The organism is Oceanobacillus sp. FSL W8-0428, assembly GCF_038004405.1.
GTDB lineage: Bacteria > Bacillota > Bacilli > Bacillales > Amphibacillaceae > Oceanobacillus > Oceanobacillus sojae.
The window spans coordinates 908,790-932,859 of sequence record NZ_JBBORB010000001.1; the positions used below are offsets into that span (position 1 = coordinate 908,790).

The 24,070-nt window shown below is 38.8% G+C and carries 22 protein-coding genes; 7 read left to right on the top strand and 15 right to left on the bottom strand.

The window, feature by feature from the left end:
• Positions 1-303: 303 nt before the first annotated feature.
• The 5 genes from MKY30_RS03995 to MKY30_RS04015 all read right to left on the bottom strand — a co-directional run bounded on the left by MKY30_RS03995 (position 304) and on the right by MKY30_RS04015 (position 5,374).
• A complete protein-coding gene (locus MKY30_RS03995) occupies positions 304-1,155 on the bottom strand; it encodes an ROK family protein (protein WP_147211716.1) in 852 nt (283 codons plus the stop codon).
• A gap of 111 nt (positions 1,156-1,266) precedes the next feature.
• Entirely contained in the window at positions 1,267-2,250 is a 984-nt protein-coding gene (locus MKY30_RS04000) for a LacI family DNA-binding transcriptional regulator (RefSeq protein WP_339283491.1), read from the bottom strand.
• A gap of 152 nt (positions 2,251-2,402) precedes the next feature.
• A complete protein-coding gene (locus MKY30_RS04005; RefSeq protein ID WP_341082876.1) occupies positions 2,403-2,759 on the bottom strand; it encodes a YxeA family protein in 357 nt (118 codons plus the stop codon).
• A gap of 1 nt (position 2,760) precedes the next feature.
• Positions 2,761-4,620: an ABC transporter permease gene (locus tag MKY30_RS04010; RefSeq protein WP_341082877.1), complete on the bottom strand. Its 1,860-nt coding sequence runs from the start codon at positions 4,618-4,620 to the stop codon at positions 2,761-2,763.
• Positions 4,607-5,374, bottom strand: coding sequence for an ABC transporter ATP-binding protein (locus MKY30_RS04015; protein ID WP_147211712.1), 768 nt, complete (start codon positions 5,372-5,374; stop codon positions 4,607-4,609). Before MKY30_RS04015 ends, MKY30_RS04010 begins: the two co-directional genes overlap by 14 nt.
• 208 nt (positions 5,375-5,582) lie before the next feature.
• On the opposite strand from MKY30_RS04015, the gene MKY30_RS04020 reads away from it, so the two are divergent.
• Positions 5,583-6,293: a response regulator transcription factor gene (locus MKY30_RS04020; RefSeq protein WP_147211711.1), complete on the top strand. Its 711-nt coding sequence runs from the start codon at positions 5,583-5,585 to the stop codon at positions 6,291-6,293.
• A gap of 66 nt (positions 6,294-6,359) precedes the next feature.
• Positions 6,360-7,733 (top strand): sensor histidine kinase, encoded by a 1,374-nt coding sequence (locus MKY30_RS04025; protein ID WP_339283494.1) that lies wholly within the window; start codon positions 6,360-6,362, stop codon positions 7,731-7,733.
• A 47-nt stretch (positions 7,734-7,780) separates the two neighbouring features.
• Here the strand turns inward: MKY30_RS04025 and MKY30_RS04030 are convergent, their stop codons facing one another.
• The 10 genes from MKY30_RS04030 to MKY30_RS04075 form a co-directional block, all read right to left on the bottom strand.
• Positions 7,781-8,545 carry an ABC transporter permease gene (locus tag MKY30_RS04030; protein WP_339283495.1) on the bottom strand — a complete coding sequence of 255 codons (765 nt, stop codon included), beginning with the start codon at positions 8,543-8,545 and terminating at the stop codon, positions 7,781-7,783.
• Positions 8,542-9,477, bottom strand: a complete 936-nt coding sequence (locus tag MKY30_RS04035) for an ABC transporter ATP-binding protein (RefSeq protein ID WP_339283496.1) — start codon at positions 9,475-9,477, stop codon at positions 8,542-8,544. The genes MKY30_RS04030 and MKY30_RS04035 overlap by 4 nt, the downstream gene beginning before the upstream one ends.
• A complete protein-coding gene (locus MKY30_RS04040) occupies positions 9,474-9,686 on the bottom strand; it encodes a PLDc N-terminal domain-containing protein (RefSeq protein WP_147211707.1) in 213 nt (70 codons plus the stop codon). Before MKY30_RS04040 ends, MKY30_RS04035 begins: the two co-directional genes overlap by 4 nt.
• Positions 9,683-10,813, bottom strand: coding sequence for a helix-turn-helix domain-containing protein (locus MKY30_RS04045; protein ID WP_339283497.1), 1,131 nt, complete (start codon positions 10,811-10,813; stop codon positions 9,683-9,685). Before MKY30_RS04045 ends, MKY30_RS04040 begins: the two co-directional genes overlap by 4 nt.
• A gap of 173 nt (positions 10,814-10,986) precedes the next feature.
• Positions 10,987-12,531, bottom strand: a complete 1,545-nt coding sequence (locus MKY30_RS04050; protein ID WP_147211705.1) for a solute symporter family protein — start codon at positions 12,529-12,531, stop codon at positions 10,987-10,989.
• Positions 12,528-12,875: a DUF485 domain-containing protein gene (locus tag MKY30_RS04055; protein WP_379544685.1), complete on the bottom strand. Its 348-nt coding sequence runs from the start codon at positions 12,873-12,875 to the stop codon at positions 12,528-12,530. Before MKY30_RS04055 ends, MKY30_RS04050 begins: the two co-directional genes overlap by 4 nt.
• A gap of 308 nt (positions 12,876-13,183) precedes the next feature.
• The gene (locus MKY30_RS04060) at positions 13,184-13,939 is read right to left on the bottom strand and encodes a LytR/AlgR family response regulator transcription factor (protein ID WP_307725853.1); all 756 of its coding nucleotides are present in this window, start codon (positions 13,937-13,939) and stop codon (positions 13,184-13,186) included.
• A 14-nt stretch (positions 13,940-13,953) separates the two neighbouring features.
• Positions 13,954-15,693 (bottom strand): LytS/YhcK type 5TM receptor domain-containing protein, encoded by a 1,740-nt coding sequence (locus MKY30_RS04065; protein WP_147211812.1) that lies wholly within the window; start codon positions 15,691-15,693, stop codon positions 13,954-13,956.
• The gene (locus tag MKY30_RS04070; protein WP_222595744.1) at positions 15,693-17,234 is read right to left on the bottom strand and encodes a solute symporter family protein; all 1,542 of its coding nucleotides are present in this window, start codon (positions 17,232-17,234) and stop codon (positions 15,693-15,695) included. Before MKY30_RS04070 ends, MKY30_RS04065 begins: the two co-directional genes overlap by 1 nt.
• Before the next feature lie 220 nt (positions 17,235-17,454).
• On the bottom strand, positions 17,455-17,844 hold the full coding sequence (locus tag MKY30_RS04075; protein ID WP_339283502.1) for an RDD family protein: 390 nt from the start codon (positions 17,842-17,844) through the stop codon (positions 17,455-17,457).
• Between the two features lie 212 nt (positions 17,845-18,056).
• On the opposite strand from MKY30_RS04075, the gene MKY30_RS04080 reads away from it, so the two are divergent.
• The 5 genes from MKY30_RS04080 to MKY30_RS04100 all read left to right on the top strand — a co-directional run bounded on the left by MKY30_RS04080 (position 18,057) and on the right by MKY30_RS04100 (position 23,733).
• On the top strand, positions 18,057-18,944 hold the full coding sequence (locus tag MKY30_RS04080; protein WP_147211810.1) for a fructose bisphosphate aldolase: 888 nt from the start codon (positions 18,057-18,059) through the stop codon (positions 18,942-18,944).
• A gap of 193 nt (positions 18,945-19,137) precedes the next feature.
• Complete coding sequence (locus tag MKY30_RS04085; protein ID WP_339283504.1) at positions 19,138-20,073, top strand: sugar-binding transcriptional regulator; 936 nt, start codon at positions 19,138-19,140, stop codon at positions 20,071-20,073.
• A gap of 218 nt (positions 20,074-20,291) precedes the next feature.
• The gene (locus tag MKY30_RS04090; RefSeq protein WP_339283506.1) at positions 20,292-21,185 is read left to right on the top strand and encodes an aldo/keto reductase; all 894 of its coding nucleotides are present in this window, start codon (positions 20,292-20,294) and stop codon (positions 21,183-21,185) included.
• A 32-nt stretch (positions 21,186-21,217) separates the two neighbouring features.
• Positions 21,218-21,982: a deoxyribose-phosphate aldolase gene (gene deoC, locus MKY30_RS04095; protein WP_339283508.1), complete on the top strand. Its 765-nt coding sequence runs from the start codon at positions 21,218-21,220 to the stop codon at positions 21,980-21,982.
• A gap of 191 nt (positions 21,983-22,173) precedes the next feature.
• Positions 22,174-23,733, top strand: a complete 1,560-nt coding sequence (locus tag MKY30_RS04100) for a xylulokinase (RefSeq protein ID WP_339283509.1) — start codon at positions 22,174-22,176, stop codon at positions 23,731-23,733.
• Positions 23,734-24,070 lie beyond the last annotated feature (337 nt).

The window sequence follows — 24,070 nt, forward strand, 5'->3', positions numbered from 1 at the left end:
ACGGTATCAGTAATTTCTATGTACTATCATCTTATATTTCAGTAAATATGTCAACCGGTTGACATGAATTTTCATAAATTATTTTTAAGTAATAGAAATGTGAAACTTCTGTGAAGAAGCTGCTCACTTTTTGATTGCTTTTTTTGACAGCTTTTCTATTCCCTCCTCTAGTCCTCTTTCAAAATAAGAATCTATCATTCAAATGTGGGTACAGCTTTTTTATAAATAGTTTAATAATCTCCTGACAATTAAAAAAAGATGAATCCGGCAATACTCTCAGCCTTTGATTCATCTCCACTAAAATTATTGTTTTACTGCCAGAGCAATACAGCCCTTGACACCCTGTTCATCATTCAATCCTGGAGCAACAATTAATTCATCTACATTTTCCACTTCAATGTAGCCATTCAATAATTCCATAAATTTTTCACGAATCATTGGGTAGAGCTTTTCCTGTTTCATCACTCCTCCGCCGAGAATGATTTTTTCTGGTGAAAGTATAACAAAATAGTCCATTATTGCCTGCGCAAGATAATACGCTTCTATTTCCCAGACATGATCCTGATCAGCCAAGTCTGCTCCTTTTCGGCCATAACGGGCTTCAATTGCCGGTCCTGCAGCCAGCCCCTCTAAACACGTGCCATGACTTGGGCATGCTCCTTCAAATGTATCTTCTGGATGTTTTTTTAATAAAACATGTCCCATTTCTGAATGGTTTTTCCCCTGGAATGGTTTCCCATCTTGAACAAGACCTGCTCCGATACCTGTACCTACTGTTATGTAAAGACAGCTCGAGACATCTTTTCCAATACCATATTCATATTCTCCCATACTAGCAACAACAACATCTGTATTGATTGCTACAGGGACATTAAAGCGTTTTTCAAGCTCTTCCATAAGCGGATAGTAACGCCAAGGAATTTTAGGCGTATTTTCAATCGCGCCATAATTATCACTGCCTGCACGCAAATTGATTGGCCCGAAAGCTCCTACTCCTAATTTTTCAATTTTATGCTTCGAAAAGAATTCCTCCACTTTTGCTAATGTCTCTTCCGGTGTTGTTGTTGGGAAAGCAGTTCGATCTAATATAGTGCCGTCCGGATTCCCTACTGCACATACAAACTTTGTTCCACCTGCTTCAATTGCTCCTATCATCTTGGATAACACTCCTATCTCTGTTATATGTTTGATTATTATAGCAGATTTTTCTTACTGCGTTGCTTTTTTATTTTTTCTAAAAGTAGATTGAGAAATATTCTTTCACTTTTATCCCCCTGTTGTTTCTCCTTTCCAAAGGGAAACCGGGAATGTTTTTTCTTTCGTATCATGCGTTTTCCCATCAATCTCCTGAATCAATGTCTCTACAGCATTTTCCGCGATTTGATATGTAGGCTGAATAATCGTCGTTAACTTAGGATAAATGGAACGGATTAGACTTGTCCCATCATAACCGATAATTTTTAAATCCTGCGGTACACGATAACCCAGACTTTCAGCATACTGCATTGTACGGACAGCCAGCAAATCATCACTTGCAAAAATACCATCTACATCTGGACGCTCCTTGAAAAGCTGTTTGATGATATCAATATTACTCTCTAAAAAGGCAACATCAGGAATATGATAGGTTTCCGCAGTTCTTCCAGCCTCCTGCATCACTTTTTCATATGCGTATTGTCTATTATTTGCCGGTGTTTCCAAGCTGGCATCTCCATTAATATGAATAATTTTTTTGCATCCTGCTTTTATCAGCTCTCTGCTCGCCATTTCTCCCCCTTGAAAGTTGTCTGAGCTGACAACATGAATATTCTCTGCTAAATAATGGTCAATTGCAACTGCAGGAAATTGCTGTTTCTTATCTATCAATCCGCGATTATAAGTAACCACAATTACACCATCCACCTGATTGCGACGCAGCATTTCCCAATATTTCTTCTCTTTATCTGCTTCATGAAGACTATTACAGAGCAGAACTTTATAGCCTCTTTCATCACAAATATTTTCAATATAGGCAACTAATTCTCCAAAAAAGGGATTGCTGGTGGAAGGAACAATCACACCGATTAAGTAACTGCGCTTGTTATACAAGGAACGCGCAAGGTCATTGGGGACATAATTGATTTCCTTCATTGCTTCAAACACTTTTTCTTTCGTTTTACTGCTGATATATCCTCTGTCATTTAATACACGGGAAACCGTTGTTGGGGAAACTCCAGCTACCTTCGCAACATCCTGGATTTTAGGTTTCATATAAAATCTTCTCCTTTAAACCCGCTTTCTTTATCTATTCTTAAGCATAAAGGCTTTCTTTAGTGAAGTAAAGAACGGGTATACCGGAAAATATAAAAAGTCTTATAAGGTATAAAAATACTTTATACCTTATAAGACTCCTCTCTGCCGAACTACAACGCTTCTTTCACAGCAGCCGGCAATTCCTCTTCTTTCACTTCATCATACGAAGAAACTTCATCATCCTTATTCACATAGAGCATGAGATATGCTCCTTGACGCAATTCTTTTTGTGCAGAGAATCTAACTTGAATTTCTTCTCCATTTTCTGTATAAGCAGGCTGCTCATACCAATAAGTGTTCATTATCTCCCCTGTATCCAGCTTATCTTCTTCTGCGCTTACTGGTTCACCAACCTGCACATAAACATTGTCTTTTCCTGCTCTGTTAAAGTCTACTGTCATCAAAACAACTACAGCAGCCACAAATAAGACTACTACACCAACCACCAAAGCTACTATTTTCTTCATTTTACCCCTCCTGTGTGACAGTCTGAGTGATTGTTTTATTAAATCCCCTGACTGTGATCACGTAGTATAAAATATAAATCATTGTATAAGCCGCCATCCAAATAATAACCGGCTCCCACAGGTTCATTTGCAATAGATTAGAAAATGCCATCAAGGCAACTGTCCCATGTGTTAATCCCAATATTAGCGGTGCCAGAAAAATGAGACCGACCTGATAACGGATTGTTTTTTTCATTTCCTTTTTAGAAACACCAATTTTATATAAAACAGCATACTTATCCTTATCTTCTTCTGCTTCTGTCATCATTTTAAAGAAGATAATACTGCCAGTAGCCACTAAAAATACTAATCCTAAAAAGCTGCCGACAAATAACATCGCACCGGAAGCCTCAATGGAATCCTGATAGCTTTGCACTGCACTGGAGAATCTTTCTGTTTTAGCTTCCAGCTCTTTAGAAAGTTCTAAATGATCCTTATAGTTGGCAGTCTGTACTGCCTGATAAATGGCATTTTCTCCATCCAATTCTTGAAAAGATGCATCATCAACAACTAAGACTGTTCCCGGTAAGGTAGGAGCATTAAACAATGGTTTTTCATAAAACTGGTCCACTGTTTTTTCGTCATCATCTATTTCAACTGTGCCGACTTTATCCTTCCACCGTTCATCAAAATAAGGGTCAATCAGCACTGCCTCATCTTGTTCCAAATCTACGTTTCCAACATCCCAGCCAAGCGCTTCTGTCAATTTCATAAATGTTTCTTCATCAATGACATAATAGGACTGATCATAAGTTTCTCCTGGTACAACAATATCCTTTGCTTCAAAGCTGACAGCATCTTCAACTATTTCCGTATCTATATCTTGTTCCTCCCCTTCCCACATAAAGGAGAAAGGTATATTTTCTTCCACACTTTTTTCTGTATTATAATACGTACCGAATATCGCTCCGCCTGCTGTAATAGTTGTTGCACTTAATGTTGCGATAATCGTTAATGTTTTTACGTTCCCGCGAATCCGATAAAGAAGCTGGGAAGATGTCATTAGATTAAGCCCTTTCCAAGCCCAACTTTTGCTTTTCTTCAATAGATTTAAAACATAAACAAGAACACTGCTAAATAATAGATATGATCCTAAAACTGTCAAGCCAATAATTACAAGCGGCATCGCCAAGCCAAATATCCGCCAGACAGAAGAAGTCATTAAGTCCTGCAGAGCCAGCCAGTAAGCAGCAGCTAAAGCAATTACTCCAATTATTGCTGAGACGACGCGCGCTTTCGGCTGCGCTTCTCCTTGTTTCTCAGCATGGAATAAATCAATCAGTTTAAACTTATAAATAACTCGATAGCCAAGCAGAGAAGTAACTAAGAAAATAAGGAAGAAAACAATCACTGTCTCAATAACTGCCTGCATCGAAAATGCAAAACCGACAGAAAGAGATAATCCCATTAACTTTAATAAAAGGGATAATAAAGCTTGAGACAACAAGAAGCCTAAACCCACACCCACCACTAAAGCAACCAGTCCGATTACGATATTCTCAAAGAATAGTAAAAAACCGATAGACCGTTTGCGTACACCAAGTAAAGAATAGAGAGCAACTTCTTTCTTCCTTTTTTTCATAAAAAAGGAATTAGAGTACAGAATAAAAATTGCAACAAAAATCATCAGTACAAAGGCTGAAGCGCTCATTACCGCCTGCATTTGTTTCGATGTCTCTGCTAATCCGCTGATATCATCACTATGCTTTAACATCGCAAAGGTAAAATAAATAATAATTGAGAAAATCGTGGAGCCGATATATAATCCATAGCTCTTCATATTTCTGCGAATATTTTTTAATGCTAACTCAAACAAGGTCATTCCCGTCACCGCCTACTTCTGCCAATTCATCTAATATCATCTGGAAGAATTCCTTCCTTGTGCACGTTCCGCGGATAAGCTCCTGCGAAAGACCTCCATCTTTTATAAACAGGATACGCCTGCAAAAGCTCGCTGCATAAGCATCATGAGTTACCATCATAATTGTTGTTTCATGCTCTTTATTCAGACCGCTTAAGCTTTCTAATAAATCTGTAGCTGATTTGGAATCAAGGGCACCTGTCGGCTCATCTGCAAAAATGATCTTTGGGTTCGATACCAGTGCTCGGCAGGAAGCCGTACGCTGCTTTTGACCGCCAGAAATTTGATAAGGATACTTATCCAATAAATCCTCTATACCAAAGGTCCTGGAAATAGTGTTTACCTTTTCTTCAATTTCCTTCGCCGGCTGTTTAGCAATTGCTAATGGCAGCAGGATATTTTCCCGCACTGTTAAAGAATCTAATAAATTATAATCCTGGAAAATAAATCCTAGATGATCCCGGCGGAAATCTGCTAATTTATCCTCTTTCATCTTAGCGATATTGTCTTCTTCCACATAAATATCACCTTTTGTCGGAGTATCGATGGTTGCTAATACATTGAGAAGCGTCGATTTCCCTGCGCCAGAAGGCCCCATAACACCAACAAATTCTCCATGATCAATGGTAAAGGAAATATCTTTTAGCGCTTGAAATGAATTAGCGCCTTTTCCATATATTTTTTCTACATCATTTACTTTTAATAAATGCTCCATTATTTATGCACCTCTTTATATATGCTGTAAACTTTCTATATCTTTACTATAGCCCCCCATCCTTAAACAGCCATCAATACAACCTTACAAAATGTTTAAATCACACTCATAGTTGATGATTTCCTGTTAAGATAGTAATAATTCAACTTTTTAGCCAATAATAAAAACGAATTCACTATACATAAAACAAGAAAGGTGTGGACTTTATATGGAAAAGCCAAAAATATTAATTGTTGATGATGAACAGGATTTATGTCAATTAATGAAAACAGCGCTTCAAAAAGAGGGGATGACGGAAATTGCCACAGCTGGCTCAATCAAAGAAGGATGGCTGCAATTTACTAAATTTGAGCCGGATTTGGCAATATTAGATGTCATGCTCCCAGATGGGGAGGGGTATGATTTATGCCGGAAAATCCGTGAAACATCTCGTATTCCAATCCTGTTTTTGTCCGCTAAATCAGACGAAATAGATAAAATACTCGGACTTGCTATCGGCGGTGATGACTATATTACCAAACCATTCAGTCCAAAAGAGATGGCTTACCGTGTCAAAGCCCAGTTGCGCCGGGCGGGCATTTACACTATGGAAGCAGCAAGCTCTCATGCACCAGCAAAAGCAGATAAAAATATCGGTGTCTTTACAATCAACGGGGATGAAACGGAAATAAGCAAGGATGGGGAGGTCTTAGAGCTGACAGCTAAAGAGGTAGGGTTAATGGCCTGCTTTATGCGCAATCCAAAGCATATTTTAAGCAAGGAAACGTTATTTGAAACCGTATGGGGCGAAGAATTTTATGGAGCTGATAACACTTTAATGGTGCATATCCGCAGACTGCGGGAAAAAATTGAAGAAAACCCGTCAGCCCCTGCTTATATTGTTACTGTAAAAGGACTGGGATATCGTTTTAATCCATAAAACTTTATATCCCGCACAGTTAAGGAGTTATATATTTTTTGAATTTGAAAAAGGAGCAAATACATCATGAAATGGAAACTGACCATCCGCTATCTTATTTCCATTCTTAGTATTGTCTTTATCGTCAGTATTGTTAATACAGTTATTCTGATTGCGTTATTGCTTTCCCAGCATAATGAAGATCCAGAAGATATTATACATGACACAGGGGAAAACTTTACCCGCGCCTTTTATTATAATTTGTCAATCGAAGACGGTGTTCCTGTTGTCTCAGAAAAAGGAAAGGATGCACTGACCCGCTTTGGAGCCTGGCTGCAGATATTGGATGAAAATGGGAATGTTATCTCGGATGAATACGCACCAGAAAGTGCTGCCACACATTATACACCTGTAGAATTAGTTCATAAATACAAATATATGGATAATGATTTGAACACATATTTTATTGGAGAATATGAGGGCTACAGCTATATTGTCGGCGTTCCAGATTCCAAGCAGCAACGGACAATCATTATGGCGGATCCGCAGCAGGTATTCACGTATGCTTCCCAGTTCTTAGGCGCAATTGTTATCGTTGACTTAATTATCGCTTTTATTGTCGGATTTCTGTTCAGTACTGTGCTGACAAAGCCTGTCTCGCGGATAATCGAACGGATCAGCGAACTGAAGGAAAGAAAGTTTCAGCCAAAAAAGATGAAACGGCCCGGAGTCTTTAAGCGTGTATTCGCCAACTTAAATGATGTATCTGAAACCTTGCAGGCACATGAAAATGAACGACAAAAGCTGGAGCAAATGCGCAATGAATGGATCAGCAATGTTTCTCATGATATTAAAACACCGCTCGCATCCATCCGCGGTTATGCGGAACTGCTGCGCAATGACGAAATTTCTCCAGAGGAAAGATTGGAATATGCCGGGGTTATTGAACGCCAATCGCTTTATATGAAAGAGTTGCTGGATGATTTTAATCTGACCATGCGCCTCAGAAACCAGGATATGTCACTTAATCTTCAGGAAACCCGGATAGAAGGCTTTGTCAGAAAAATAATTATTGATTTATTGAATGATCCGCAATTTCAAACACATGAAATTGACTTTAGCAGTAATGCACCTGAGTTAACCTGGGAGATTGACCAGCATTTAATGAAAAGAGCTTTATTAAATTTTATTTTAAATGCCTTAATCCATAATGATGATGATGTAAAAGTGACAGTAGAAGTAGCAGAAAACAGCATTATTATCCGTGATAATGGAAGAGGAATAAAAAAAGAAGAACAGGCACAAATTTTTGACCGTTATTACCGGGGCACCAATACAACATCACGCGGTACAGGTCTTGGATTAGCTATTTCAAGGGATATTATTCAGGCGCATGGCGGCAGGGTAGAGATGAAAAGTGAGGTTGGAAAAGGCACAATGTTTAAAATTATTATAAAGTGATACCTGGAGTAAGGAGGAGCAATATTGTTCCTCCCTGCCCAAAGCGGCTACAGTTTCTTTTTGTTTAAAATAAAAATCGATAGATAGAGAAATAACAAAGATAAGGAAATAGAAATAAGCATTGCAGGCATATAATTGCCTAAGCTGGAAATCCCCTGCAGGAAGTTAATATTTTCACTAGTAAGTGTAATGGGATTATAATGTTTTAATTTATCAAAGATATTCACGATAAATAAAAGGACCACAAACCCTCCTGTCAGCAACAAGCCCTCATAACTGTTTCTGGAGATGGTAGAGGTTAAAAGTATCGCTGTTACTAATAAGATTCCAAAGATCCATAATGGAAGAACTGCCAGAAAAACATGCGGGCTGTTATCATCCGTAAAATAATAAAGCGTATAGACCCAGGTCACAAAAAATGCTAAAAACATACAAAGAGTCCATTGAAGAATTAAATAAATACTTTTACTAATCACGACAGTAGATCGCTTTAATCCTTTTGTAACAAGATTAACCAGCGTACCTTTGCTTACTTCCCCACTCATTGTTCCACTGAACAAAAGCGTAATCACGATTAACCCCATTTGGGTCATGCTTTGATAAAATTGCCCCCAGGAATCCAGAGAGGACGGTTCCGGGATATTCACCGGCAGTGCATCCCCAAAGCTCATCTCGATAATATCCGGTGTTAATATCGCTATCAACGGATTCATAATGCCTAAAATAAGAAAAAAAATCATTAATATAAATAATTTGGATGTACGCCAGCTTTCTAAAAATTCCTTTTTGGAAAAGTAATAGATATTTTTCATTGAATCACCTCCAAAAAGATAGATTCCAGAGAAGGATTCATTTTCCTTAAAGAAATCGGCATCGTTTTTTTAGCTATCAAGCTTTCTAAAAGCGCTGCAGCTGTCTCTGCATAATCTTTATTATAAGAAATAATAACCTGATTCCGTTTGTTTGTCTTCTCAACCTCTGTAATGACTCCTTGCTCTTTTAAAGCATTAAGCTCTGCAGTAAGAGCAGAAAAATTTGCCACTTCATCAAAAAATAATTCTATTTGCGGTTTCGCATAGGTTTGCTTCAACTCTTCTATCGATGAACTTACCTTCAGCTTTCCTTCATCTAAAATTCCTACATAATCGCAGATACGCTCCACATCTCCTAAAATATGAGTAGAAAATAAAATGGTCATTTTCCCTTTTAAAGATGCCAGGAGTTCTAAGAATTCATTTCTTCCCTCAGGGTCTAACGCAGAAGTCGGCTCATCACAAATAAGTAATTCCGGATTATTTAACATTGCCTGCGCAATACCTAACCGCTGTTTCATTCCTCTGGAAAAGCCCTTAATTCTCTTTTTATTTCCTTCCAGACCTACCAGTGCCAGAGTTTCTTTTATTCTCTGTTTTTGTTCTGCTTTTTTTAATCCGGTGATTTCACCACAGAATGTTAAATATTCTTCTGCAGACATGTACGGATAAAATTCTGGAACATCTGATAAATAACCTGTGATTCGGTTCGTTTTTGTGTTTCCAAAGGTTACTTTTTCTCCTCCGACAAATATATCTCCTCTTGTCGTTTCCTCAAGTCCTAAAATCAGCTTCATCGTCGTTGTTTTACCTGCCCCATTTCCTCCTACAAAGCCGAATATGGAACCAGTGGGAACGCCTAAATGAAGTCCGTCCAGAACCTGCTTGGAGCCAAAGCTTTTAGAAACATTCTTTACCTCTATAATATTCATTCATTATCTCCTTTCCCAAACACGAAATAAAAAACAGGACCAATGAGTTGTAGAATCACAACAATAAAAATCCACATACCTTTCGTGCCGAACCGGTAATTTGGATGCTTTATCACATGAACCAGTGCTGTAATCATCAGCGTAAATTGCAGTATAATCAGCGGTATTAATAGTGGTAAATGATCCATTAAAAATGAAATACCATTCATTTTCCTTCCTCACTTTCCAACAGGCGCTTTAACTGCATATTTATCTGCTGAAATCTTTCTTTTTCCTGTAAATTTAAAAATAAAGGATTATCTACAACTGCACTTATAAAATTTTCTTTTACCAGCATAGAGTCTCTTGGCATCTGATTGCCGATATCCAGATTATTAAACCAGTCATCTACTTGATCAAAATAATCGTCACCATGAAGAACTACCGGGAAGCTGATTTCCTTTATTACCTCTGTAAATTCCTCCAGCATAGAGAGTGCCGCATGCCCCTCTTTTATTTGTGCATAACCAAAAGCAGCTGATAATTGAAAATTCATCAAAGCCACCGGATGTAACGGAGCGAGTTCAAAGGTATCTGCAATTGCTTTTCCTCTTTGAACAGTCTCTTTAAATTTATCAGGTGATTCTATTAATAGCTGCAAATAATTTGTAAATGCACTCATTACGATAATAACGTACTGAAATAATGCACTTTGAAGCGTTCCAATTGCCCGATCTGTCTCTCCTTTCATTTGGAAGGCTCCTGAAATTAAGCTTTCCACAGGAAAAATACCAGGAGGATATTCACCAAGAATTTCTAAAACCTGGTCTGCCTCTTTTAACGTAAATAATGAATAGGCTTCCAGCTTAAAAGCCTTTGTAATCAGTTCTGGATCTTTTGCCTGTGTACGGACATGAACAAATAAATCCTTTGCCTCGTTCATATAGCGTTGATTTTTTTCCTCCCCGTCTTCTCCGGGAAGGCGGTCAATATGATTCATGATAAGCAGCCCCATTTGCAGTATAAATGGATAGCAGGAATAATATCTGCGGATAAAACTTCTGATGGAAACTAAGACATCCTCTGCCGGCTTTGTTTCAAAGGCACCCTTTAATGAAGCATATATATGCTGAATCTCTTTTGGATCCAGCTGTGATTCATATCCCAGCAAGGAATCAATACTTACATTAAAATATGCAGCAAGCATGGGAAGAGAGGTGATATCCGGATATGTTTGCCCTGTCTCCCATTTGGAAACAGAAGCCTTGGAAACACCAATAAAATCTGCCAGCTCCTGCTGCGTAATCTTTTTCTCTTTTCTTTTTTCCGTAATAATAGGGCCAATGTTCATTCTCATAGGAACTCTCCTCTCTTCTTTATTGTATGTTTTATCATGAGGCTATACAATGGAGTTATTGTTAACTAATAAAGCGTGAAATCAACTAATACGATACTTCATTTAAATCGCTAAAAAATTACATACAAAAATGCCTGCAGACAAATCTCTGCAGACATTTTTCTTTGCTTTCTCTAGTGACTCACACCACTGCTTTTGTAACCCGTATTTGCCTTCACCTTCACCTCTGCATAACGTTTTATATCCTTTTCCTTCGATAAAAGTGTTCCTAAATATCCGCCCAGGAATCCCAGAGGTACGGATACAAGTGCCGGATTGGTTAGAGGGAAAATTGGCTCCCCTACAAATAATGCTGCACCTTCGATTGGCGAGAAAACACTCGGACTAATCGATACAAGAATTAATGCGGATAATAATCCTGTCAGCATCGCTGTTACTGCCCCTGCAGTATTGAACCTTTTCCAATAAACTGTGTAAATAATAACCGGTAAATTGGCACTTGCCGCAATACAAAAGGCCAGCGAAACAAGGAATGCTACGTTTAAATATTGGGCAAATAACGCTAAAACAATGGACAAAACAGACACAGCCAATGATGCGTAGCGTGCAGCTTTCACTTGTTCCCTCTCTGTCACATTTCCTCTTTTAATAATTTGACCATATAAATCATGGGCAAATGCCGAAGCACCAGAAAGCACAAGTCCTGCCACTACAGCTAAGATCGTTGCAAAAGCAACTGCTGAGATAAAAGCAAACAGGATGTCTCCACCAACAGCCTGCGCAAGCAATGGTGCAGCCATATTGCCGCCCGGATTTGCCGCAATGATAGTATCATGGCCTACAAATGCTGCTGCACCAAAACCTAAGAATAATGTCAGTACATAAAATATTCCAATCACCCATGTTGCGATAACAACAGAGCTTCTTGCTGTTTTTGCATCCCGGACAGTGAAAAAACGCATTAGAATGTGCGGTAATCCTGCCGTCCCAAGTACTAAAGCTAACATAAGCGATATGGTTCCGAGTGGTTCTGTATACTGCAGTCCAGGCATTAAATATGCTTCTCCATGAGCAGTAACAGTTTTAACGTCCGTAAACATTTGTCCAATATTAAAATTAAATTTTAATAAGACGAGAAATGTCATAATGACCATTCCAGCCATCAGAAGAACAGCTTTTACAATTTGTACCCAGCTCGTCGCAATCATCCCGCCAAACAAAACGTAAATTGTCATCATCACACCAACAATCAGCACCGCCATCCAATATTTAATGCCAAATAATAACTGTATCAAGGCTCCTGCTCCTACAAGCTGGGCAATCATATAAAACGTACTGATTGTTATCGTATTCAGTGCAGCCGCTCCCCGAACCTTTCGCGCATCAAAACGGGAATTAATCATATCAGCCAGTGTATATTTACCGAGGTTACGCAACGGTTCAGCTACAAGGAACAGAACAACTAAATAGGCAATCAAAAATCCGATACTGTAGAAAAACCCGTCAAAACCAAATAGTGCAATGGCACCTGCAATTCCCAGAAAAGATGCTGCTGATAAATAGTCACCCGCAATCGCCAGACCGTTCTGCAGCCCGGTGAGTCCTCCGCCGGCAGTATAAAAATCCCCTGCTGTCTGCGTCTTTTTAGCAGCAAAAAAAGTGATAACTAAAGTTAATAAAACAATAGCAAGAAAGAGGATAATAACTGTTGCACTCATTGTTCTTCTCCTCCTTCTTCCATCTCTTTTATAATTTCATCCGCCTGTTTATCAAAGACCGCTGCTTTTTTTACATAGACTGTGCATAAAACCCACGTCATGATAAACTGAGCTAACGCAAACAACCATACCCAGGAAATATCACCGATTACCGGTGTGTTTAAAAAAGTTGTATATGAGGTTAAAACCGGTAGTAAGAAATAAAATACCATGAAAAAGATTGTTAACGGTACAATAAATTTTTTCCGATCATGCATCAGCTTTTTAAAGGATTTGCTTTCCGTTACTTGTACAAAATTAATTTCTTTTGCAGGCTCCTGCTTATATTCTTTTTCTGCACCCATCCGCATCCTCCTCGAAAATCGGAATGAAAAGTTTTTAGACGATATCCCTACGCCAGAGAAACCTTCCAGCTCCATAAAGTAACATTGACCAGCTTCTCTCTTTATGATTCGTTCAGCTCTTCTTACCCTTTCCCTTAACAAGCATTAAAAATTATTATTTTCTAAAGCTCGGCATTCCTCCTTCAACCCTTTGTTAACCCTTTTGTAAACGCTTTCTAAATTATAAAGGAAGATGGATGCGTACGTATGCGAATTTGTTTCAATGGTTTAAAATTACGTTTGAACGGTTGGAATTTTGTCATCAATGGTTAACTGCCAAATAAATCAAAAAGATGCTTTCTTGCTGTACGGCTGACTGGAATCTTCGTCTGATTTTTATCCTGTAATGTGATGTTGCTTGCCCCATTAAACCATGGTGTAATCTCCTGTATATGATTCAAATTAACAAGGTAGCTGCGATGTGTCCTGAAAAAAGCATGACCTTGCAGTTTCTTTTCCAGCTCCTGTAATGACATCCTGCTGTAAATCACCTTGTCCTCTGTGTGAATCTCTAACATCCGCTTATATGGTACAGCATAATAAATCGCATCAGGGGATAAGACAATTGTCCGGTCATCATTATCGATTAAAAGCTTACTTGATGAAGGAATACTTTGTTTTGATAACTGTTTATCTTTACTTTTCAATTGCCGCATCCGCTTGCGGAGACGATTCATTGCCTTTTGAAATCTCTCTGTATCATACGGCTTCAGCATATAGTCAACCGCTTCTATATCGAAAGCTTCGACTGCATAATCATCATATGCAGTTGTAAAAATAAATAATGGTGTTTCTATATAAGCAAGCTCCAATATTTTCTTCGCAGCCTCTATCCCCCGCATACCAGGCATATGCACATCCAAAAAAATAACATCGGGCTCATACTCTTTATACAGTTCTACCAGCTGCTCCCCTGTCTCCGCACTCGGCAGAAGCTTTATGTCTTGTTCCCTTTCCAATAAATATATCAATTCTTCACGTGCCAATTGTTCATCTTCAGCAACCATGGTATGGATTTTCATCATAAAAATCTTCCTTTCTAATCTTCACGATATGGAATAGTAAAATAGACCTCGCTTCCGCCTTCAGATAAATTCCGTACATGTAAGCGGGCTTCTTTACCCAGCAGATTAATTAAGCGCTGGTTGACATTATATAAGCCTGTTCCACCATGCTGCTTTTCTGCCAGTACAGTCTCTCCAGCCTGCTGTAAAATATGATCAGGAAATCCTTGACCATTATCCTGCACACTTATCTTTATCCGCTCATCAAACCGCTCCATCCTCACATCTATTCTTCCTTCCTCTGAAACATGTTCTAACCCGTGCCTGACACTATTTTCAACTAAAGGCTGAATTGATGACGGCGGGATTAACAGGTGAGAGATTCCTTCCGGCTGTAAAAAATATATTTGTAGTCTGCTCGTAAATCGGGTCTGGATAATCTCGATATACGCTTTTACATGCTCTGTTTCTTTTTCCAATGGTACAAGCTGCGTCGATACAAGCTTCAGGTTAAAACGCATAAATTGCGCTAATTGAACTGTTATATGTCTTGCTTTTTCAGGATCTTTCCGAAATAATGCAGCGATCATATGCAGTGTATTAAATAGAAAATGCGGATTAATTTGTGCTTGTAAATTGCTTAGCTCTGCATCACGGGTATGCAATTCGAGCCGCTCTGCTTTAATTGTTTTTAATTGATTAGCAATCAGCTGACCAAGCCCCTCAGCCAGCATCAGCTCTACCGGACCAATATGCTGTGGCTTGCGAAAGTATAACTTAATCAGCCCGATGGTTTGCTGCGCTTCCAAAATTGGGATAATAATTACAGCTTCCAATGGACAATTTTTATGCGTACATTGAATTTCTGTCTTAGAGTAAGCAACCAGTGTCTCCTTTGATGCTAATGCCCGTCTGGAAATTTGTGTTGTTAACCGATTGCCGATTTTATGATGATCTCCTCCCAACCCCTTATGCGCCATTACTTCCCTTTCGTCTGTCACTGTAACAGCTGCTAATTTCAAGCGTGCATAGAGCAAATCGGCGAGTCCTTCTGCCTTGCTCTGAAATGATTCCTCCTTTAGAAAAGGCAACGCCTCCTCAGCAATAGTTAATGCCTGTCTCGTTGCAAATGCTGCTTCATTTTCCTGTTCTCTGAGCACAATAGCAATCATTGCTGTAAAAATTGCAATAGCAATACTGTTGGATAATACAACCGGCAAGCCGATAACATTAATCAGCTCAATCATTGTTCTGTCCTGTGAATCAAAAATAAGTAATAAATGCATCAATAATATCGGGGGAAATATGCCGATAAACAGTGCTTTTATCGGTGATATAACACGCTCCTGCGAAAAAAAGCGTGCCGTAAACCCAGCAAGCAGTCCTGTCAGCGGATTCACGAGGCTGTTAGCCACAAAACCGATTCCTCCGAGAAAAAACAAATGTGTCCCGGCAATGATTCCGGCTCCTAAACCAACTGCCGGACCTCCAAGCAGCCCGGCAATTACAATAGCAACCAGACTGGAGCTTACCACCATTTGATCATCTTTTACATTCCAAACGAATTCATTCACCACTGTGAAGTCATTCCCGATTACTACTCCGGTTAATGTGCCCGCAATCCCGAACAAACCAAATACGCACGCATGAATCCCGGCCATTTTAAAGCTGAACTCATTGTAAAGCAGCGACCTGAACCCAGGACTTCGTGTCAAAACAAAGGCAATAACTAATAATAGACCTAAACGTTCGAATAAAACGACTGTCAAATTCATCACGATCGATCTCTCCTTAAGATAATCCCTGTTTGCGCACGAAGATAGAATGATGAAAATGGAATTGCACTTTCTTTTTCCCGTGACAGTACCGTTCCCAGATATGCTCCTAAAAATCCGGCAGGAATCGCAATTATCCCAGGATTATAAAGGGGGATTAAAGGATCGACAGCAATCCAGCCGCCATCCGGATTCATGATATGCGGTCCCAAAAGTAAAAGCAGCAGGGACACTGTTAATCCGGAGATCATTCCGGTAATTGCTCCACTCTGGTTAAAGCGCCGCCAGTAGATGGTAAATAAAAGTACAGGCAAATTACTGGATGCTGCAACAATAAATGTTAAGGAAACGAGGAAGGTTACATTCATATGCCGTAATCCAAGCGCAAGTAAAGTAGATAGAAGCCCGATAAAAAATGCCGTCCAGCGTGCTGCGCGTACACGTTTCCTTTCCGAGGTGTTCCCTTTTTTAATAATATGATAATAAATGTCGTGGGAAAAAGCGGTCGTTGCCGAAATGACCAATCCAGCTACAACGGCGACAATCGTTGTAAATGCTATTGCTGCGATAAAAGCCATTAAAAAATCTCCACCCAGGCTCTCTGCTAATAATGGAGCAGCTAAATTCCCAAACGGATCCAGCTTAACCAGCTCTTCAAATCCAACTAAAGCAACGGCTCCCAATCCTAAAATAAGCGCAATCAAATAAAATGCACCAATAATCCAGCTCGCTGTTAAAAGTGACCTGCGTACCTCTACCGTATTCCGCACTGTAAAAAGCCGGATTAAAATATGCGGAAGTCCTGCAGTACCTAGTATTAAGGCAAGATGAAGGGAAAGCGTTTCCAAAGGATTATTAAATAAATGACCCGGCAATGAAAATTGCTCTCCTAAAGGCGAGCCAAGTGTAACCTGTTCTAATAGGCTTGAAATACTCCAATTAAATCGTGAAAGCACAATAAGTGCGAGTAAAAATGTACCTGATAAAAGCAGCACTGTCTTAACAATTTGCACCCAGGAAGTTGCAAACATCCCTCCAAAAACAACATAAATAGTCATCAATAATCCTATAATTAACACAGAAGCAGAATAATTAATATCAAGCAATAACCTGATTAACAGCCCTGCAGCAACTAATTGTGGAATCATATAAAAAACGGAGATAATTAAAGCTCCAATAGCCATTATTCCCCGCATTTTATAGCTTGGAAAACGTGCGCAAATAACATCTCCTAATGAATATTTTCCTAAATGATGCACCGGTTCAGCAATAAAAAATAAAACAATTAAATAAGAAACTAAAAATCCAATTGCATACAAAAAACCGTCAAAGCCATTAATAGCAATAGTACCAACTATACCCAGAAAGGAAGCTGCGCTGATATAATCCCCTGCAATAGCCATCCCATTTTGAGTACCTGTTAAGCTGCCTGCAGCAATATAAAACTGATTCGTCGTTTTACTTTGTCTCGCCGCCCAATAAGTAATAATCAGGGTACAAACGACAATACAAAGAAAAAAGAGCAGATAGGTAATATTCATAAATTCACCTTCCGTTTTCAAGGTATATGATATTTTAGGAGAGCAGCGTTCAGTTATCAGGGTTATCAAGATATTTTCAAATATGTAAAAATTGTTTAAATTCCATTTTTTAATTACTATAAATTGTATATTATGGGAGGGCAGAAGTAAAGATAAGCTTATCTCAATAAAAAAACGACAATACCCCTTTACCTAGGTCTATCGCCGTTTTCACTTTCCTTTATACCTCTCTCACCTTCACCCCTGCTGACCGTTCATATGGAAACTGACTCCCATCTGGTCCTTCAAACTTTTCACGATTTTTAAAATAACTAAACGCACCTATCGAATCACGATATGCCATACGTTTTAAAATCTGGCTGCTGGTTAACTTCTCGCCATTTGTGCTTTCCAGCTTCAACCCTGCCTGTTTATAACCAAGTGTTCTTCCTTCACATTTCAACTGGGCATATTCCAATGACCATTGAATCAGTGTTGGATGAACCAGATTATAGTATGCCGGACTCTTGAATTTCTTTTGTAATAAGCTTTCCGTTATCAGGGAGACAGTTGTTGATACAGCTAAATCAATCAGGTAAGCCTTCACTCTTTTTTTCGTAATATCGTGCATACTTTTTCCACCTTTTTCTTTTTATCTTATAAAAATACAGAGAGAGTGTCTATTTTAAGCTTTAATTGTTGATAGATTCAAAAAAGAAAATATCTTTCCTTCACGCAGAAGACTATAATCTAAAATTATTTAGTGCTACAATAGGAGATGGAGGTTACTTCAAACTGTTTTTAAAGCCGATTATCGGCTCAACAAAAAAAGGAGTGAAAGTGATGCAGCAAAACCAATTAGAAAAAATGAAAAATGACAAAGGATTTATCGCAGCACTGGATCAAAGTGGAGGAAGTACACCAAAGGCCTTAGCTGCCTATGGAATTCCGGAGGATGCTTATCAGGGTGAAGAAGAAATGTTTGATTTAGTCCACGAAATGCGGACAAGAATTATTACATCGCCTTCCTTTAATTCCGATCAGATTATTGGTGCCATTCTTTTTGAACAGACCATGGATCGTGAAATCGAAGGCAAATATACAGGTGATTATCTCGCTGAAGAAAAAGGCATCGTTCCATTCCTGAAAGTGGACAAAGGGCTCGCAGAAGAAGCAGACGGCGTTCAGCTGATGAAGCCGATTGATAATTTACAGGAGACATTAGACCGAGCAAATGAACGTCATATTTTCGGCACAAAAATGCGCTCTGTGATCAAAGAGGATAACCCGGAAGGCATCAAAAAGGTAGTCGACCAGCAATTTGAAATTGGAAAGCAGATTATTGCAGCTGGGCTGGTTCCTATTATCGAGCCTGAAGTGGACATTAACAGCCCCTCTAAAGAAGATAGTGAAGATATTCTGAAAGCAGAAATTTTAGAGCATTTAAACCAGCTTCATTCCGATCAGCTGGTTATGCTGAAATTAACTATTCCAACGAAAAATAACCTATATAGAGAATTAATTGATCATCCAAATGTTGTCCGTGTTGTTGCATTATCCGGAGGGTATTCCACTGATGACGCAAACGCGAAATTAAAAGACAATAACGGACTTATCGCCAGCTTCTCCAGAGCATTGAGTCAGGACTTAAATGCAAATCAATCTCAGGAAGAATTTGATGCAGCTCTGAAAAAAGCTGTTGATTCTATCTATGAAGCTTCTATTTCTTAATGTTTCAAGCGCAAAGGTTATGAGCAGACTTTACAAAGTCTGCTCATAACCTTTTTTATATCTGAAAAGTCCTCTCTTTACATTCCAAAATTATGAAAATATCAAGCTATCCTTTATGATGGAAATGAAGATTACAATTAGATAAGCTATAATAGATAAAAGCAGATGTTGATTTACGAAAGAAGGTGACGGAATGGATCATAGACTTTTAATTTCTATATGCCACATGTACTACGAGAAGAATATGTCCCAGCAGCAAATCGCTAACTCCACAGGGTTATCACGGATGAAGATATCCAGATCCCTGCAAAAAGCCAAAGACTTAGGAATTGTAAAAATTATTATAGATTACAGCGGTGCCTTTCTGGAGCTGGAAAAAGGGCTGAAAGATAAATACGGCTTAAAAAACGCAATTGTTGTAGATAATCAATCAGGGGAAGACGCAAAGAAACAAGTCCAAAGCGCAGCTGCTCTTTGTTTACAGGACAAACTTTTTAAAGGTGCTACGGTTGCGGTAGGATGGGGAACTACCTTGCGGGAAACCTGTAAATATATGCAGCCATTAAAAACAAAGGATGTTTTATTTGCATCTATCATTGGCGGGCACAGTATCAGTATGCCCCATGTCCACTCTTCTTCTATCGCTTCAGAAATGGCACATAAGACTGAGGGAAAATCTATTTCTATTAATGCACCGGCATTAGTACAAAGCCAGATGGAACGGGAAACCTTCCTGAATGATTCTTCTATCTCAACAGTTATTCAACGGACAGCGGAGGCAGATATTGCTTTCTTTAGTCTTGGCAATCCAATGTTTACTTCCAGCAGTATTCACAAAGTAGAATACTTTTCAAAGAGTGACCTTTCTGAAATGGAAAAAAATAATGCCGTATGCGACCTTGTATCAATCGCTTTCTTAAACAGTGATGGACAAGAGTGCTGCTCCAGTATCAGCAATCGCAGTATCGGTATTGATAAAGAAGCTTTATTCAATATTCCTATAAAAATATGTGTTGTAGAAGGAAAAGAGAAACATGCTTCAACACTCGCAGCATTAAAAGCAGGGTATATTGACATTCTTGTTACGGACAAAGAAACAGCAGAATACTTAGCGAATCATTCTTCTTGATTTCGTTAAAGTAATTTGATTTTGACTCAACAGATTACTTACATAGAGGTTCAATCTTTACATAAAGGTTGAACCTTTTTTTATTTTAATTAAATTATTACTTGAAAAACATTCTTAATGTTGCTATTATAATATCAAGATTTGAACAAAATAACAATAACTGTTCAAATGAACAATTATTAATTTTAATTATAAAATCAGGAGAGGATGATTTTTATATGGAACGCGTTTCATTAGGGAAAGATGTTTCTTTTTCACGCATTGCACTAGGTTTTTGGCGCTTAGCTGATTGGAACTTAACAGATGCAGAGTTAATCCATTTTGTAGAAGAGTGCATGGATCTCGGTATCACCACAATGGATCATGCAGATATTTATGGCAACTATACAGCAGAAGAAATATTTGGGAACGCTTTAAAGAAAAATCCTTCATTAAGAAATAGGATGGAAATTGTTACAAAATGCGGTATCGTTTATAAATCGGAAACTGCTCGCGTTAAATATTATAACTACAGCGAGGAATATATTATCCAGCAGGTAGAAAAATCTATGAAATATATGGGCACAGACTATATTGATACGCTTCTGTTGCATAGACCAAGCCAATTCGTGAACCCGGAAGAAGTAGCTGCCGCATTTGATAAGCTTCATACCAGCGGAAAAGTAAAAACATTCGGAGTTTCTAACCATTTACCTGAGCAATATAGAACACTGAAATCTTATGTAAGCGTTCCCTTAGTAACAAACCAAATCGAATTATCTCCGTTAAACATGGAGAATATCGAAAATGGAACCATGGATGCGGCCCTTCAAGAGAGAATCCATCCTATGATTTGGTCACCCTTAGCAGGTGGAAGAATTTTCACAGGTACAGGAGATGCAGAACAGAGATTGAGAGAGACGCTGGAAATTATCCGTGAAGAGGTTGGAGCAAATGATATTGGTGAAGTAGTATTTACCTGGCTTCTTTCTCACCCGGCGGGATTAATCCCTATTACCGGGTCAGGAGAAATTGATCTCGTTAAGACCCCTGTGAATGCATTAAATTATCAGTTAACTCCAGAGCAATGGTTTATGATTTGGACTGCAGTAAAAGGACATAAGGTTTTATAATAACTTTCATTTTCAAAAGGAGACGATAAACTATGACATTACAAGTTACCAGATTCAAAAGTGGAGATCCTATCACAGTAGAGGGAATTGCAGCAACCGTTGATCATTCTTTGCTGCGCCCCGATATCACTGTTAAAGAATTAATAGAGGGCTGCGAGATTGCAAAAAAATATAATTGTGTTTCTGTTTGTGTCCGCCCTTCTGATTTACCAATCGTATGTGAAGCGCTGGAAGGGACTGATGTTCTTCCTACAACCGTCATTGGCTTCCCGCATGGAACAGCAACAACAGAATCCAAGGCTTTTGAAACAAAGGATGCTATTGAAAAAGGCGCTGTTGAGGTAGATATGGTCATGAATATCGGCCGTTTCTTATCTGAAGAATATGACTATGTGGAAAATGATATTAAAGCTGTTGTAGATGTGGCACATTCTATGGGGGCAAAGGTAAAAGTCATCTTTGAAAATCACTATTTAACACCTGAACAAATCATGAAAGCTTGTGAAATTGCTGAAAGAGCAGGAACTGACTTTGTAAAAACCAGTACTGGCTATGCTCCTACTGGTTCTAAAATAGAAGACTTAAAAACGATGCGCGAGAGTGTTTCAGACCATATAGAGGTCAAATCTGCCGGCGGGGTCAGGGATTTAGACCAAACCTTAGCCGTACTGTCTACAGGCTCTGTTCGTATAGGGACCCGCGGTACAGTGAAAATTTTAGACGAGGCTGCAGAAAGAGTGAAAGCAGGCCAGTTGATTGTAAAAGATAACAACCAGGATTTAGATGGTGGCTATTAAATAGACTGTATCCGTTCGCATCCTGTAACTAATTACAATCAGACCTGTTCAACAGACCCGCCTCAAACATGAATAGAAATTTGTTTCTAATCAGCTTGGGGCGGCAAAACAGAGCACAGCTAACTGAGATTTATAGAACAGCAGTTATGAAACTATGACAAATTTTAATAAACCAAAAGGGGGAAGTAATAATGACGAAAAGAATAATTGCGTATGATCTTGGTACAGGAGGAAATAAAGCATCCCTATATGATCTTGATGGTAATTGTCTGGAGTCTGTCTTTGTAGAATACCCGACCTATTTCCCACATAATAATTGGCATGAACAGAAGCCCGAAGAGTGGTGGAATGCTATTGTCAAAAGCACACAGGTATTAATTGAAAAATCAGGTGTAAATCCAAAGGATATTCATTGTTGCGGTATTTCTGGACATAGTCTGGGAGTTGTTCCTTTAGACAAAGAGAAAAATCTGCTGCGTGAATCTACTCCTATCTGGTCAGATTACCGTGCAGAAAAAGAAGTTGCCGATTTCTTCAGCCGATATGATGAAGAAAAATGGTATATGCTGACTGGAAATGGACTAAAGCCGGCAAACTATGCTGCATTCAAGATTCTTTGGTATAAAAATAATGAGCCTGATATGTATGAAAAGATTGATAAAGTAGTTGGGACAAAAGACTATATTAACTTTAAATTAACCGGAGAAGTTCGGACAGACTATTCCTACGCATCCGGATATGGTGTATATGACCTTGTCGGCTGGCAATATTCTGATGAGCTTTTAGAGGCAACAGGGCTTCCCAAGCATATTTTCCCTGAAATTATTGCTTCAGATGCAGTTGTAGGAACAATTCTTCCAGAGGTTGCAAAAGAAATTGGCTTATCTGAAAATACACAGATTGTTTGCGGCGGCGTAGATAATTCCTGTATGGCGTTAGGAGCGAAAGCATTTAAAGAAGGCAGAATCTATAATTCACAGGGATCTTCTTCCTGGATTGCTATTTCTTCACAAAAACCATTGCTGGACAATGATTCCAGACCTTATATTTTCACACATGTTATTCCAGGCTACTATGCCAATGCTCTATGCTTGGCTGCCGGAGGAACAAGCTTCCGCTGGATCAGAGACCAGTTTGCTCATTCGGAGAAGGAAGAAGCAGAAAAACTGGGAAAAGACCCTTATGATTTAATAACAGAGAAAGCAGCTCAATCTCCAATTGGATCAAGAGGTCTCATTTTTAATCCAAGCCTTGGCGGTGGCCTGCCTATTGATAAAAGCTTGAATATCCAAGGTGGATACATTGGGCTCAGCTCCAACCATACCCAGGCTGATTTATACCGTGCAGCTATGGAAGGGATCACTTTAGGACAGAGAATCTGCCTTGATAAGATTCGTGAACTTACTAATGTAAGCGATGAAATGCTCGTTGTAGGCGGCGGTGCCAGAAGTGAGCTGTGGCGTCAAATCTCCGCTGACGGTTATGATGTTACTATTTTGAAAACAAATGTGGATCAGCAGGCTGCTGCTTTAGGTGCTGCCGCATTGGCTGCTGTTGGGACAGGACTTTGGAATGATTATGAAAAAATTGATGCGATTCATGAGATAGAGCTTGTTATTAAGCCAGATCCAGAGCGCGTTGCGAAATATAACCAGTTATTAGAAAATTTTGTTACTGTCTCAGATACCTTATCTGATTTAGGCGACCTGTTTAAACAAAGAGCAGAAAAACAAGTCTCTGCAGTAAAATGAAAGGGTTAACATTTCTTAGATAATTATTATGTAAGAAAATAAAATTAATCGGGCAGAGAGTAAATTAATGGATTTCCTTCTCCGCCCGATTAGAAATAAAGAATTTAAATAGATAGCCTATTAACCAATCTATCTAGATTATTAATCATCTAAGAGCTTAATATTTTCCACAAGCTATGCATCTTCTTCTCTATCGTTGGGCAGGAAGTATTTTTTCTTATTAACGCAAGCAACTATGCAGATACGAAAGTATTCCTTGTTTCTCATAATACTTTCATCTGCAATGAACTACAATCTCTTCATTCTTATTTATAAGTTATTTTAGATCAGAATGTAT